Source organism: Streptomyces sp. DSM 40868 (assembly GCF_011820545.1).
Lineage (GTDB): Bacteria > Actinomycetota > Actinomycetes > Streptomycetales > Streptomycetaceae > Streptomyces > Streptomyces eurythermus.
Genome location: NZ_CP050504.1, coordinates 9,012,508 through 9,026,447, shown reverse-complemented (window position 1 = coordinate 9,026,447; position 13,940 = coordinate 9,012,508). Strand labels below are relative to the sequence as shown.

The window sequence follows — 13,940 nt, the reverse complement described above, 5'->3', positions numbered from 1 at the left end:
CGAGATGCGCGCCGTCCTTCCCGAAGTACTCACCGACGTCCTCGCCCGCCACGGCGACCGGGTCGCGGTCACCGACGCCGACGGTCTCCTCGGCTACGCCGACCTGGCCGTCCGGGCCCGTGCCGCGGCGGACCGGCTCGCCCGGTACGACGTGCGCAGCGAGCCGCCCCGGGTGGGTCTGTACGCCACCAACTCCGTCGAATACGTGGTCGCCTACCTGGCCACGCTGTTCGCGGGCGCGGTGCCCTTCCTGGCCGACTCGGCGTTCGGCCCGTTCGAACTCTCCCGGATCGCCGAGGACTGCGGGCTGGACCTGCTGATCCACGCCCCGAGCGCCGACGTACGGGACATCGTGAGCGAAACCCTCACGGACGACGGCGAGTTCGGCTACCTCACGGTCAGCCGGGTGCGCCGGTACGAAACCCCGCGTCCGCAGCTGCTGGACGACACCGAGGTGTGCCGCTTCACGTCCGGCTCCACCGGCAGGCCCAACTGCATCGAGTTCTCCGGCACGGCGGTGTCCGCGGCGGCCGTCAACTGGGTGAAGGGCACATGTCTCACGGCCGAGGACCGGATCGCCTGTTTCGCGGCGCTCTCCAACGGCCTGGCGTTCAACACCTCGTTGCTGGCGGCCTTCCTGCAAGGCGCCTCACTGCACCTGTCCCACGGTCTGCCCACCGCCTCCCGGGTCGTACGGCTCCTGGAAAGCACGGCCGCCACCCGGCTGGTGGCGTTCCCGGCGCTGTACGACTCGATCGTGCGGCGGGCCCCCGAGGCGGGCTTCGCCACCGTACGCACCGCGATCTCCTCCGGTGCCCCGCTGCGCGACTCGGTACGCGAGGAGTTCACCCGGCTCACCGGCGTACCGATCCACAACTACTACGGTGTCGCCGAGACCGGGCCGCTGACGTACGCCGCCGACGCGACCGGCGGCGGGCTCGGCACGCCCCTGCCCGGTGTGCACCTGCTCGCCGAGGAGCACGGCATCCGGGTCAGAAGCGAGTCGATGGGCTCGCGTTACCTCAACGCGCCCGGCCTGTTCGAGCAGCGTCTCGACGGCGAGGGCTACTACCACACAGGTGACCAGGGCCGGCTGCTCGACGGCGTGCTCCACCTGACCGGGCGCACGAGCCGGATGGTCAACGTGGGCGGGCGCAAGATCGACCCGATCGAGATCGCCGACGTGCTGCGCACGGCCCCCGGTGTCCTGGACGCGGTCGCCTTCGAGGCCGAGAACCAGCACGGCGAACCGGCCCTGGCCGCCGTCGTCGCCGCGGAACCGGGCGTGACCGCGCAGTCCCTGCGCGCGCACTGCGCGGCGGCCCTCCCGTCGTTCAAGGTGCCCGGCATCCTGCGCCTGGTGGACCGGATACCGGCGAACTCGATCGGCAAGCCGTCCGTCGAGCGCCTGCGCCGCCTGCTCAGCACCCCAGACAGCCACTGAACCTCCTTTCGACCCATAGGACTTGCCCATGGACAGCAGCGCGCTCCGCACCAAGATCATCGATCTCGTCATCGCGGCCGGTGACGGCAGCGTCACCGCCGCCGACCTCGCCGCCGCCGGCTACTCCCTGCGCGACGTCGGGTACACCTCGCTCTCCTACATGCGCCTGATCGACAGCATCGAGAACGAGGTCGGGGTCTACCTGGACCCGGAGGCCGCCATCGAGCACTACGAGACCATCGACTCCGTCACGGCCCTGGTACTCGCCGGCGGCGCGGACGCCGATGCCTGAGACACCCGCGGCGGGCGGCCGCACGATCGGGATCGTCGGCCTGGGGCGGCTCGGCTCGGCCGTGCGCGCGGTCTGCCGGGCGGACGGCACCAGGGTCTGCCTCACCGCCTCCCGCCGTACCGGCTGGTCCGCCGAGGCAATCCCCGACGTACTGATCGACGCGAGCGCCCCCGAGGCGCACGCGGACGTCCTCGACTACTGCGCGGGGCACCGGATACCGCTCGTCGCCTGTGTCTCCAATCTGTCGGACACCCAGTGGAAGGCGCTGGCGGAACTGGCCGGAACGGTGCCGGTGGTCCGGGCGACCAACCTCTCCTTCGGCCACTACCTCCAGGCGCGCATCGCCGAGTTCACCGCCGCCTACGCCACGGGCCGGTTCGACCCGGTGACCACCGTCCGCGAACGGCACCCGCTCGGCAAGGCACACCGGCCGAGCGCCACCGCGCTGGCGCTCGCCGGAACCTGGACCGGGGCGAGCGGCCGGGAGGTGGCCGACATCGCCGACGAACGGTCCGGACTGCCCGTCAGCGAACACGAGCTGACCCACACCTGGGACGGCGAGTCGCTGCACATGCGGCACCACGTCGGCAGCTGGACGGTGCCGGCCCGGGGCGCGCTGGCCGCCGCCGACTGGGCCCGCTCCGCCACTCCCGGCCTGGTCACCATGCGGACCGTCTACGACGACCTGACAGCTAGGAGCAGGACATGACCACCGAGGAACCGCAGCCGCTGAACCCGGCCGAACGCCGGCTCGTTCTCCAGGTGGCGCTCGGCGCCCGGATGCTCTCCCTCGACGGGCACGACGACTTCAACCAGGGCCAGATCTCCGCCCGGATTCCCGGCCGGGACGAGTTCTTCATCAAGGGCGCCCTGGTCGGCTTCGACGAGGCCGCGCCGGCGGACGTGGTCCGCTGCGCCGTGGACCACACCCGGCCCGCCCCTCCGCAGGCACCGCCGGAACTCCCCCTCCACCAGGCCATCTACCGGGCCCGGCCGGATGTCAACGGCATCGTCCACAGCCACGCGCCGTACACCCTGCTGTTCGGCGCCACCGACCTGGAGATGCGCCCGGTCTCGCACGACGGCGCCTACTTCCGCGACCGGCTCGGCCTGTTCACCGAGACCAGCAACACCGTTCTGGACATCGCGACCGGTGAGCACATCGCCAAGGACCTCGGTGAGCACCCGGCCGTGCTGCTGCGCAACCATGGCGGAGTCATCGTCGGCAAGAGCGTGCGGCACGCCGCCGTCTTCGCCCAGGTGCTGGAGCGGGCCTGCCGCCTCCAGCTCACCGCCGAGGGCACCGGCGTGCCGTACGCCTGGTCCACCGACCGGGACGTGGCCGCCAAGCAGGACTTCGTCTACGCCGACCTCTCCGTCCGCTCGTACTGGGACTACGCCGTCCGCCGGGTCGGCCGGCACTGGCCGGAGACCGCCAGCTGGGACCACGGCTGACCCCATCGCCCGAACGGCCCGCCGGGGGACGGCCCGCCGCCGCCGAACTTGCGCCGACCCGGAGCGCCACGCCGCCACCAGGCCCGGCGCGCCCGCGCGCCGTCCGGCCGCCCCCGCACCGCGCCGCCCGCCACCCGCCGCGAGACCCGGCCCGCCCCGCTCCCGCCCACCCGCACCCGACACGCACGGAGGACTTCCGATGAAGGTCCAGCGCATCCTGCCCACCGAGGAGGCGGCCGATCTGCTCGCCCTGGTCCGGGACATCGCTGCCAACGAACTCGCTCCCCGCGTCGCCGAGTTCGAGGAATCCCACACCTTCCCCCGGGAGATCGTGCGCACCCTGGGCAAGGCCGGGCTGCTGAGCCTGCCGTACCCCGAGGAGTTCGGCGGCGGCGGACAGCCGTACGAGGTCTACCTCCAGGTGCTGGAGGAGATCGCCTACCACTGGTTCGGGGTCGCCGAAGCGGTCAACGTGCACAACCTCGCCTGCTTCGGCACCGCCGCCTACGGCACCCGGGCCCAGCGCGAGGAACTGCTGCCCGGCATGCTCGGCGGCGAACTCCTCGGCGCCTACTGCCTGTCCGAGCCGGAGGCCGGGTCGGATGCCGCCGCCCTCACCACCCGGGCGGTCCGGGAGGACGACGGCTACCGGATCAGCGGGACCAAGGCGTGGGTCACCCACGCCGGACACGCCGACTTCTACACCGTGTTCACCCGCACCGGCGGACCGGGTGCCCGGGGCCTGTCCTGTCTGGTCGTGCCCGGTGGCACGCCCGGCATGGTGGTGCACGAGCCGGAACGGAAACTCGGCGTGTGGTCCAACCCGACCGCCCAGATAGGCTTCGACGGCGTCCGGGTGCCGGCCGGGCGGCTGATCGGCCGCGAGGGCAAGGGCTTCCTGATCGCGATGGGCGCACTGGACTGCGGCCGGCTCGGCACCGCGGCCTGCGCGGTCGGCATCGCCCAGGCCGCCGCCGACTACGCCGTGCGGTACGCCAAGGAACGCCGCCAGTTCGGACAGCGGATCCTCTCCTTCCAGGGAATCGGCTTCCTGCTCGCCGACATGGCCACCCAGATCGCCGCGGCCCGGGCACTCACCCTGGCGGCCGCCCGGCTGAAGGACGCCGGCCGCCCGTACTCGCTGGAAGCGGCGAAGGCGAAGCTGTTCGCCACCGACGTGGCGATGAAGGTGACCACCGACGCGGTGCAGGTCCTCGGCGGCGCGGGCTATGTCCGCGACCACCCGGTGGAGCGCTGGATGCGCGAGGCCAAGCTGCTGCAGATCGTCGAAGGCACCAACCAGATCCAGCGCATGGTCATCTCGCAGGGCCTGTAGCCGTCTGGGCACGCCCCCCTTGTCAGCAGCACCGAACGAGGCAACCCGAAAGGACGGTTCGGAACACGATGACCACGGTCGAGGAACGGACCCTCACACTGGACTCCGCCAGATCCGGCACCGGCCCCGCCACCTGGGGCCAGCGGGCGATCTGGGGCGTCGTCACCCGGCTCGGTGACGACGCCCCCCGCTACAATCTGCGGCTGGACCTGCCGCTCGACCCGCCCCGCCCCGCCTCCCGCGTCCTCGCGGACCTGGCGGAACTGCTGCGGATGCACGACAGCCTGCACACCCGTCTCCTGCCGGACGGCGAGGACGGGCTGCGCCAGGTCGTGGACGGGTGCGGCGAGCTGCCCGTGGCGGTCCGCACCTGCGCCGCCGCGAAGGCCCCGGCGGTCGGCGAAGCCCTGCTGGACGAGCTGGCGGGGCGCCCCTTCGACCACGCGCGCCAGTGGCCGTTCAGGGTCGGCCTCGTGGAGTGCGAAGGGCTGGTGCGCCGGCTGGTGCTGGCGGCCTCGCACACCGCGATGGACCTGTGGGGCGAGGGCCGGATGCTGCGCGACCTGCGGCTGATCGAGGCGGGCGGGACCGCCGAGTCGCTGCTCGCGGCCCGGCCCGCCCTCCAGCCGCTGCAGGCCGCCGAGTTCCAGGCGTCCCCGCTCGGCCGCCGCCGCGACGAGGCGGCCCGGCGCTACTGGTGCGAGCGACTGACCGCCGGCCCCCGGCGGATCTTCACCGCCCCCGCGGCACCGGACCTCGCGGACACCGACCCGGGCCGGCTCTTCCCCAACGCGCTACTGCGCTCGCCCGCGCTCGCGGTCGCCGTCGAACGGGTCGCGGCCGGGTGGGGCGCGAGCGACGCGGCGGTGCTGCTGGGCGCGGCCTCCCACCAGCTGGCCAGGATGTCCGGGAGCGACGACATCCTGTTCCAGGTGGTGGTGAGCAACCGCTTCCAGCCGGCCGCCGCCGAGTCGGTCAGCACGATGGCGCAGGAAGCGGTGTTCCTCCTCCCGGACGCGGGCCGGGACTTCCAGGACGCGGTACGCCGGACGCGGTCCGTCTCGTTCAGCGCGTTCCGGCACGCCGGATACGACAAGTGGGCGCTGGACCGCGAGGTGGCGCGGCTCGTCGAGCGGGGTGAGGCCGCCGACCACTCGTGCTGGTGGAACGACACCCGGGACCCCGGCACCGGCCCCTTCGACACCACCGGACGCCCGCGGGCCGCGCTGACCGAGCTGACCGGCCGCACCGAGCTGAGCTGGCCCACGGAGTTCCTGCCCCGGGCGAACGTCTCCGTGGCGGTGGACGTGCTGACCGCCCCCGGCGCCCTGGAGCTGTGCATGACCGCCGACCCGGCCGTCCTCACCCGCGACGGCATGGAGACCTTCCTGCGCGGGGTCGAGCGGCTGGTCGTCACCGCGGCGATGGCGCTGGGGGAGGCGTGAGCACGCGGTACGCGGGCATCGCCTGGACGGGCACGGGCTACCGGGTCGAGGTCATCGACGGCGCGGGCCGCCGAGTGACCGAACCGAGCGGCTGGGGCGCCGCCCAGGTCGCCGAACTCATCGCCTGGCTGGGGGAACTGGGCCGAGAACAGCCGCTGGCCGTGGTGATCGACAGCACCAACGGTCTGCTCGACGGGCCCATGACGGCGGCCGGCCTTGAGGTCTACCGCGCCGATCCCTGGCTGCTGCCGCCCCGGCCGCGGTTCGGCTCCGTCCCGGCCCGCCGGCTGGCCGAACAGGCCCACAGCACCCCGGGCGAGCTGGCCCGGGTGACCGCCGAGAGCGGCACCCTGGCCGGCCGCGCCGACGAGTACTTCGAGGGCGTACGGCGCAGCGAACCGCTGCAGGCGGCGCTGACGGCGGCCGGGCGCTGCCTGGAGCACGGCGACCGTGACACGCCCCGGATCGCGCTCACCTTCGACGACGGCCCCGACCCGGTGCAGACCCGCCGGATCCTGGAGATCCTGGACCGCTACGGCGTCCGGGCCACCTTCTTCTGCGTCGGCCACCATGTCGCGGCGCTGCCCGACGAGGTGCGCCGGATCGCCGAGGCCGGCCACGAAATCGGAAACCACTCCTGGTCACACCCCTTCCTGCCCGACCTGACCGCGGAGCAACTGCGCGAACAGCTCGACCGGACGGCGGAGGCGGTGGCCCGGGTGACCGGCGAGGCGCCGACCCGGTTCCGGCCACCGTACGGCGCGCTGAGCCCGGAGGTGCTGGCCGCGCTCGACGGGCACCCGACCACCCTGACCCTGTGGGACGTGGACTCCCGCGACTGGGCGAGACCGGGACCGGAGCGGATCGCCGCGACCGTCCTGGAGGCCGCCGGACCGGGCTCGGTGGTGCTGATGCACGAGAGCGGCGGCGACCGGCGCCAGACCGTACAGGCCCTCCCGTCGATCATCGAGGGCCTGCTCGAACGCGGCCTGGAACCGGTCCCCGTGGCAGAACTGCCCGCGCCGCCCGGCACCGGCGGCAGCCGGCCGCTCGTCCAAGAAGCACACGATCTACGGCTGGAGCACTGAAGACCCATGAAGGATCGCTCGGCAGACCACACCCCGGCGGTGACGGCCCCGCACGACCAGGACCGGGCCGCCGGGCCGCCGCCGGCCGGGGAACCGGCGATCTGGTCCCGGAACTTCCAGTACTACTTCACCGCCCGCAGCGCCGGCCTGCTCGGCTGGGCCATGCTGCCGGTCGCGGTCTCGGCCGGACTGCTCAGCTCCGGGTACGGCCTGAGCACCGCGGGCTACTCGATGGCCTTCCTGGTCGGCCCGTTCGCCGGGCTGGTGCTCTTCGGCGGGGTGCTCGCCGACCGGTTCACCGCCCGCCGGATGATGATCGCCTCCGACCTGGCCAACCTCACCACCCATGTGCTGCTCGCCTTCCTGTTCCTGCACGGCATCGACCACCTCTGGCACCTGTACGGCCTGCTGATGGTGGCCGGTACCGCCAACGCGATGTTCCAGCCGGGCGCCTCCTCGACCGTCCCGCTGGTGGCCCGGGACGTGCAGGGCGCCAACGGTGTGCTGCGCATCTCCGAGGCGCTCACCGCGCTCGGCGGCCCGGCGCTGGCCGGCGTACTGGTCGGCACCGCCGCCACCGGCTGGGTCATGGTGATCTCCGCCGTCGCCTACGGCACCAGCGCGGGCTGCCTGTTCGCACTGCGGCTCGGCGTGGTGCCCGCGCCGCCGGCCGGCGAGAGCCTGTGGCGCAACCTGGTGGCCGGCTGGTACGAGTTCCGCTCCCGGAGCTGGCTGTGGGGCGTGATCGTGATCTGGATGTTCTTCGCCGTGCTCTCCTGGGGACCGCAGTTGTCGGTCGCCGCCGGGGTGATCGTGCCCGCGCACGGCGCCACCGCCTTCGGCCTGCTCAACTGCGCGTTCGGGGCGGGCACCGTGGCCGGCGGGGTGCTGGCGCTGCGCTACAAGCCGGTCCGTCCGCTCGCCGCCGGGGCGGTGGCGATGCTGACGTACCCGCTCTACCCGCTGGGCATCGTGCTCGGCTGGCCGGTGTGGCTGCTCGCCGTCGCCCAGGTCGTGGTCGGGATCGGCATCACCTTCTGGGGCGTCATGTGGGCCACCAGCGTGCAGACCCAGGTGCCGGGCGAGGTACTCAACCGCGTCCACGCCTACGAGGTCGCGGGTTCCGTCGGCATGTTCCCGGTCGGCAGCGCGCTGGCCGGTCCGGCCGCCGGAGCCTTCGGCACCGACCGAGTGCTGCAAGTGGGCATCGTGGTCGCCCTGCTCACCGCCGCCGCGCTGCTGCTGACCCGCCCGATCCGCACCCTGGCCCGGGTACCGGACCGCGCCTGAACGGCGCGGGCCGTGTGCACGCGCGGGCGGCGAGGCGCACGGCGGAGGCCGGTTCGGGGACGAGCCGGGCGGGCGGATCGCGGACACGGCGACCGGAGCGGCCGGCGGCCGGAAGGTCGCCTCAAGAACGTCCCCTTCGGTGGACAGGTAACCGTGCTGGAAGTCCCGGAACAGCGGGTGGTCCGTGGCCGGGTCGGTGTCCGCGATGCCGGCGATGGCGCGGGCGCCGACGGCGGTGTCGGCGGCGAAGCGGCCTCGGCCGCGCGGGCCTGCTCGACCGTCACCGGGGCGGAGACGTGGTCGTGGCCGCCGTCGCACAGCAGGGCCGTGGTGACGCCGGGGAGGACCTCCAGGCCGGGCCCTCAAAGACGAGGTCGGCGGCGTCGTGGAAGAGCGCGTCGTCGGCCCGGCGAGCTGGGCCGAGCGCCGGGCATGGAGCGCGCCGAACAGGCCGACGTGCTTGACGAGGGGCATGTCCCGGTCGTACCGCACCGGTCGCACGCACAGCGTGGGCGGCGGCGCGCCGCCCACGCCACGGGTGGTGAGGGGGATGCCGGCCACGGGCCCCGCCACGAGGACGGAGCCCGTAGCCGGTTGTTCACCGGACGGGGGTCAGCCGCTGACCGTGATGGTCGAGCTTCCGCTGCTCTGGTAACCCTCGGTGGCCATGATCATGTAGTACTTGAACTGGCCAAGGTTCATGCCCGCCCGCGCCCAGGCGTCGAAGTGGTTGCCGGTGGTGATGGTGCCGGAGCCACTGGTCACCTTCGACTGCCGGACGCTCCAGTACTGGTCGAAGGTACGGGTGCCCTCGACGGACGGGGCGTTGTACCGCGTGGTCTTGTAGATGTCGTAGGTGCCGCCGTCGCTGTAGACGGTGCCCCTGTACTCGCCGGTGGGCCGGTAGCTGCCCCAGTTGTCGACGATGTAGTACTCCACCAGTGGGTTCGACGTCCAGCCGTAGAGGCAGCCGTAGCCGTTGCCCGACGGGTTGAAGTAGCCGGTGTAGCGGACCGTCCTGCGGCCGCCGGTGTTCCAGCCCTTGCCGGCGACGAAGTTGCCGCAGTTGGTCCACCGGGTGCTGTAGCTGCCGCCGCCGTTGAGCGTCATGGAGACGGAGCCGCCGCCGTCGGTCCAGAACGAGTAGTACATGCCGTCGTAGCCGGTCTGGCTGGTGGTGATGGTGGTGGCGGCATGGGCGGTGCCGGGCAGCAGCAGTCCGGTCGCCGTGGCGAGCGCGGCGGCGCCGGCCCCGCCGAGGAAGCCTCGTCGGCTCAAGCCGCTGAAGGGAGCGGGGTTCTGCTGGTTCTGGTCCTGTCGCAGACCGTCCTGCTGCATGCGTCCTCCCGGTGAAGGCTGGTGGGGGGCGGGCGGCTCCCGCCGTCCACGGCCTTGCGTGGACACGGCGCGGTCGCCCGTGGCGGCCGACCGCCGCCCCGCAGTCACATGACGCGAGGGGGACGACGGTCTCCTGTCGTTCGGTGGCCACAGTTTTCGTAGAGCGCCATGCCCCTGTCAACAGTTTCGACGTTCTTTCGGAAACACTCCTGTAACCGGAAGAAACCTCGGCGCGTATGTCCCCTGATCAGACCACCACCCACACGAACCGTCGTGCGGAACGGACCGAGACGCGGAAACGACGCAACGCAAGCACGTACACCACACCCGAAAGTTTCGAACACCGCGGCGCGACCGTGACGGCGCCCGGCAGAGCGGTGGCGCGCCAGGTAACGGGCAGCAAGCCGACCGGCATCTCCCCATGCGCGCGGGCCTGGTGGACTACGTGCTCCAGCAGGCACCCCAGCCCCCGCACCCGCGTACCCGGCCCCAGCAGTTCCGGCTCCCCCAGGGCCCTGACCGGGGCACCGCCGTCCTCGGAGCCGCCCGCGGGCCGGCAGGCAGCGACGGGAGCGGTGGCGTGGTCGCAGTCGCCGTCGGCCTCCGCGGTGGCGGGCCGGGACGATTCCGGCGGCGCGCGGCACTCTAGGCGCTCTTCGCGGATCACGGCCCGGGCGCCGCTGACGCCGCGCCCGTCGATCACGGAGCCGGCCGTAGCGAGAGGGTGGCTGGAGTGGACGGCGGCCGGGCTGGGGGGCTGTGCTTCAAGCTGCTGGAGAAGCCGTACCGGCCGACGCGGTCCTGACGGAAGTACAAAAACGCGATGAATTGCAGTTAATGCAACATTGTGCGGTTCGCCAGAGAAGGAGCCGGGCTCGCGCAAGGAGTGCGTCAGCTGCCGCCGGATGATGATTCCCACCCGGCACCTGCCCGACGGCACCTACCTGTGCCAGACCTGCGCCCCCAAGAAGCTCCAGACGTGCTGCCGCTGTGGCCGCCGGCGGCGGGCGAACGCGCTGACCGCTGACGGGCCCGTCTGTGGGACCTGCTACGCGAGCCCTGCGCGCCGGTGCGGCATCTGCGAGCAGGTGGGGCCCATCAGGGTGCGGGCAAAAGGCGAGGCTCCCGACATCTGCTACCGCTGCTACGTGCGGCCGGAGAAGCTCTGCACCGTATGCGGGCGGATCCGTCGCGGCCACCACATCGACCACGGCAATGGACCGTTCCGCTGCGATGGGTGCGTCCCACGCGAGGCCCGCAAGCGCCAGCTGCACGTGTGCGCATTGTGCGGCCAGGAGCGGAAGGTGGGCGTGTTCTGGCCGGTAGGGCCCGTCTGCCCCTTGTGCTACCGGACTGCTCTGACGCAGCCGGAATCGTGCACGAGGTGCGGCCGGCAGCGCATTCTCGTGGGCCGCAACCCGGGCGGCGGCCGGATCTGTAAGGCGTGCTCCTTCCCCGACGAGCGGCCCGATTACTGCTCGTCCTGCCAGCAGCCGGCTGACCTCCTGCCAGGACGCCGCTGTCCCCGCTGCTCCCTGCTCGCCAAGGTGACCCGCCTGCTCTCACGCGACGGAAGCACCCTCGACGCCTCCCTGCGGCCGCTCGCAGATGTACTCAGCGACGCTCCAAACCCCTACCCCGTCCTGGCCTGGCTGCGCCGAAGCCCCGCCGCGCGCCTTCTGGGCCAGCTGGTAACCGCGCCCGCCGAACTCGACCACGCGGCCCTGGACGCGCTGCCCCAAGGACACGCCACCACCTACGTCCGCAGCCTGCTCACCACCGCAGGCCTACTTCCGCCACGCGGTGAGAACCTCGCCCTGCTCATCAACTGGAGGGCCCGCACGCTGGCCAAGCTGCCAAGACATCAGGCAACCCTGATCCGTCCGTTCGCCGAGTGGCACATCATCCGCGACGCCCGCCGGCGCTCGGCGCGCGGCCGCTACACCTACACCGCCCACAAGGGCGACTGCGCCAACATCCGCGCCGCCATCGACTTCCTCACCTGGCTGGACACCCAGCAACACACACTCCAGAGCCTCACACAGGAAGACCTGGACATCTGGGCAACCTCCAGGCCCACCCTGCGAGCCCGCTCCATCCCTTTCATCCGCTGGGCCGGCGCCCGCCACCTCACCCGGGCCGGCCTGACCATCGAACACCCGCCCTCCCAGCTCCCCGGCCAGTTCCAGATCGAAGAAGACCACTACGAGGAACTACGCCGGTGCCTGAACGACCCCACGCTTCCGTCGGACGTTCGCATCGCCGCAGCCCTCATCCGCCTCTACGCCGGTACCTGCTGCCGGGCCGAGCCCCCGGGCGCCCCCGCAACCCTGCGGGACTGTCCGACAAACTCAAGCGCTACGGCCTGCCCGCCCGCGCAGTCCGGAACACGGCCATGATGCAAGCGCTCGCCGACCTGCCCCCGTCGTACTCTCCGACTTGATCGGCATCCAGCCGAGAACCGCGGAACGCTTCGCAGCCATGGCCGGCGAGAACTGGTCCGACTACCTGGCCGCGGCTCGCCCGCACCCGCGCCAAACGAGTTGATGGGGTGTGTCCATCAGGCAACGATATGACGCCCGGCGGGATCGGTGACGATCTGCACGTTTTCATGCCGTGCTTCTCATGCTTCCCAGAGCAGAAGGGCCAGTCGGCCGCGATTCGGTCGATCGGCAGCAACGTGCCGTCCAGGATTACGAATGCCTTGGTGGAGGCGGTGCAGCCCGCAGGCCGTAGGTCCGAAGCCAGCGCGGCGAGGACCGCACCCACAGCAACCGCCTCAAGCGCTGAACACTTCGCGAAGAACCCGCTGCAGGCGGCCGCGAGCTGGCAGGTCGGCAACGACGATGAAAGGCGGGTCAGGGTGCCGGCTCAGACGTGCCTCGCGCCTGGTCGCGGCTGGCGACCACCAGGTATCCATCGCTCTCGGGGTCGAAGGTGCTGGACTGCACCGTGAGCCCAACGCTCCGCAACTGCGCCACGAGGTCCTCGTACCGGTAGGGCCAGATGGACAACCGCTCCGAGCAGGCTCGCACTGCCCCATCCGGCTCGATCTGGGCGACCACGATCTCGAGGAAGTGTTCCTGCTCCCAGCACTGCTCGATCTGCCAGTAGTAGCTGACGACCGCATCGCGGCCGTTGCGGCGGATGAGTCGATCGCGGACGTCTACCCGTGAGCCGGCGGAGCGCACGAGCTCCCAGTTGCGTGAGTGGAGTACAAGGCGTCCGCCCGGAGTCAGCAGCCGCGACATCGCTTCCAGTGCGGTCAGGCGCCCGGCTGCGCCCTCGGCGTGCCCGAGCGAGTTGCCGACGCAGAACACCAGATCGAACGTGGAGTCCTCCAGGTGGTCGGGCAACTCGTCCCAGCTCGCGCGGAGGGCTCGAAGCGAGACACCCTGCTCGTCGGCGGCCTTCTCGGTCCGGCGAACCATCCCGCTGCTGGCGTCTGCGGCGAACACGTCAAGGCCAAGACTAGCGAGACCGACGGCGAGCTGGCCGGTTCCACACGCGCAGTCGAGGACGCGCGCGTTGGGCGGCAGAGAGCCCACGACATCGCTGTAGTAAACCGCGGCTGCCTTGGCGGGGGTCAACCTGTCGTCCCCGATCAGCCACTCGTATACGTCGGAAAGCGCCCCATAACCAGCCACCGCGATAACCTCCATCACTCGACGACACGCGGGCTAGACCGCGCCTGCGATTCGGACCTTGCGCCTCGCACTGTGCCGGGCCGTGTGAGCGCAGCATTGAGCAGGACCCAACCACTTCTGGCCGCTGAGACTCCACCGGATTTCGTGGGAAACCGCGGCACGCCGCACCGACGCTGGTCCCCACTCCACCGGCGCCCCATCGACCACGATGGGGACCGCGGCCGGCAAGCGCGCGTTCACTGCGGAGCGCTTCAGGCACAGCGGCTGCGTTCATCTCGCCGACTTCGCCGGATACAGGTTCTCCTACGACGCACCAGAGAGCGGATGCCGGTGCGCCGGGCAACGGCCTCTGAAGGCTCGTCAGTAGCTCCCGCATCGGCGTACAGCGGGCGGTGCGCACCGTCCGCCGCGGTCCGCTGCACGAATAGTGCATGAATCGAATACTGCCTCTTCGCCAGTAGGTGCGGGGCACGACCGAGGCCGTCATCGGAGCCGTCACCCGCTCACTCACCGCGCCACGGACCGTGCTGCTGGGCCGCTATGACACAGCGGGCTGCCTTCAGTACACCGGCCGCAGCACCAGGCTCTCCCAGGCCGTCGGCCGC

12 protein-coding genes and 1 pseudogene are annotated in these 13,940 nt (G+C 71.8%); 9 read left to right on the top strand and 4 right to left on the bottom strand.

Features of this window, described 5'->3' with window-relative positions; translation table 11 throughout:
- Window positions 1-4 precede the first annotated feature (4 nt).
- The 8 genes from HB370_RS40550 (at window position 5) to HB370_RS40515 (ending at window position 8,350) form a co-directional block, all read left to right on the top strand.
- Entirely contained in the window at window positions 5-1,444 is a 1,440-nt protein-coding gene (locus tag HB370_RS40550) for a class I adenylate-forming enzyme family protein (RefSeq protein WP_167513409.1), read from the top strand.
- 28 nt (window positions 1,445-1,472) lie between these two features.
- Window positions 1,473-1,736 carry a phosphopantetheine-binding protein gene (locus HB370_RS40545; RefSeq protein WP_167513267.1) on the top strand — a complete coding sequence of 88 codons (264 nt, stop codon included), beginning with the start codon at window positions 1,473-1,475 and terminating at the stop codon, window positions 1,734-1,736.
- Window positions 1,729-2,445, top strand: a complete 717-nt coding sequence (locus HB370_RS40540) for a dihydrodipicolinate reductase C-terminal domain-containing protein (protein ID WP_167513266.1) — start codon at window positions 1,729-1,731, stop codon at window positions 2,443-2,445. The genes HB370_RS40545 and HB370_RS40540 overlap by 8 nt, the downstream gene beginning before the upstream one ends.
- Entirely contained in the window at window positions 2,442-3,191 is a 750-nt protein-coding gene (locus HB370_RS40535; RefSeq protein ID WP_167513265.1) for a class II aldolase/adducin family protein, read from the top strand. The genes HB370_RS40540 and HB370_RS40535 overlap by 4 nt, the downstream gene beginning before the upstream one ends.
- Window positions 3,192-3,390: 199 nt before the next feature.
- Window positions 3,391-4,527, top strand: a complete 1,137-nt coding sequence (locus HB370_RS40530; RefSeq protein ID WP_167513264.1) for an acyl-CoA dehydrogenase family protein — start codon at window positions 3,391-3,393, stop codon at window positions 4,525-4,527.
- A gap of 68 nt (window positions 4,528-4,595) precedes the next feature.
- The gene (locus HB370_RS40525; RefSeq protein WP_167513263.1) at window positions 4,596-5,972 is read left to right on the top strand and encodes a condensation domain-containing protein; all 1,377 of its coding nucleotides are present in this window, start codon (window positions 4,596-4,598) and stop codon (window positions 5,970-5,972) included.
- Window positions 5,969-7,060: a polysaccharide deacetylase family protein gene (locus HB370_RS40520; protein WP_167513262.1), complete on the top strand. Its 1,092-nt coding sequence runs from the start codon at window positions 5,969-5,971 to the stop codon at window positions 7,058-7,060. The genes HB370_RS40525 and HB370_RS40520 overlap by 4 nt, the downstream gene beginning before the upstream one ends.
- 6 nt (window positions 7,061-7,066) lie before the next feature.
- A complete protein-coding gene (locus HB370_RS40515; RefSeq protein ID WP_167513261.1) occupies window positions 7,067-8,350 on the top strand; it encodes an MFS transporter in 1,284 nt (427 codons plus the stop codon).
- A 612-nt stretch (window positions 8,351-8,962) separates the two neighbouring features.
- On the opposite strand, the gene HB370_RS40510 is transcribed toward HB370_RS40515, so the two are convergent.
- Window positions 8,963-9,688: a glycoside hydrolase family 11 protein gene (locus tag HB370_RS40510; RefSeq protein WP_167513260.1), complete on the bottom strand. Its 726-nt coding sequence runs from the start codon at window positions 9,686-9,688 to the stop codon at window positions 8,963-8,965.
- Window positions 9,689-9,935: 247 nt separating this feature from the next.
- Window positions 9,936-10,391, bottom strand: a complete 456-nt coding sequence (locus tag HB370_RS40505; protein WP_167513259.1) for a hypothetical protein — start codon at window positions 10,389-10,391, stop codon at window positions 9,936-9,938.
- Window positions 10,392-11,235: 844 nt separating this feature from the next.
- Between HB370_RS40505 and HB370_RS40500 the strand changes: the two genes are divergently transcribed.
- Complete coding sequence (locus tag HB370_RS40500; RefSeq protein ID WP_167513258.1) at window positions 11,236-12,087, top strand: hypothetical protein; 852 nt, start codon at window positions 11,236-11,238, stop codon at window positions 12,085-12,087.
- A 176-nt stretch (window positions 12,088-12,263) separates the two neighbouring features.
- On the opposite strand, the pseudogene HB370_RS40495 reads toward HB370_RS40500, so the two are convergent.
- A pseudogene (locus HB370_RS40495) lies at window positions 12,264-12,448 on the bottom strand (IS5/IS1182 family transposase); the annotation flags it as partial.
- A 98-nt stretch (window positions 12,449-12,546) separates the two neighbouring features.
- A complete protein-coding gene (locus tag HB370_RS40490; protein ID WP_208974486.1) occupies window positions 12,547-13,350 on the bottom strand; it encodes a class I SAM-dependent methyltransferase in 804 nt (267 codons plus the stop codon).
- Window positions 13,351-13,940: the final 590 nt, after the last annotated feature.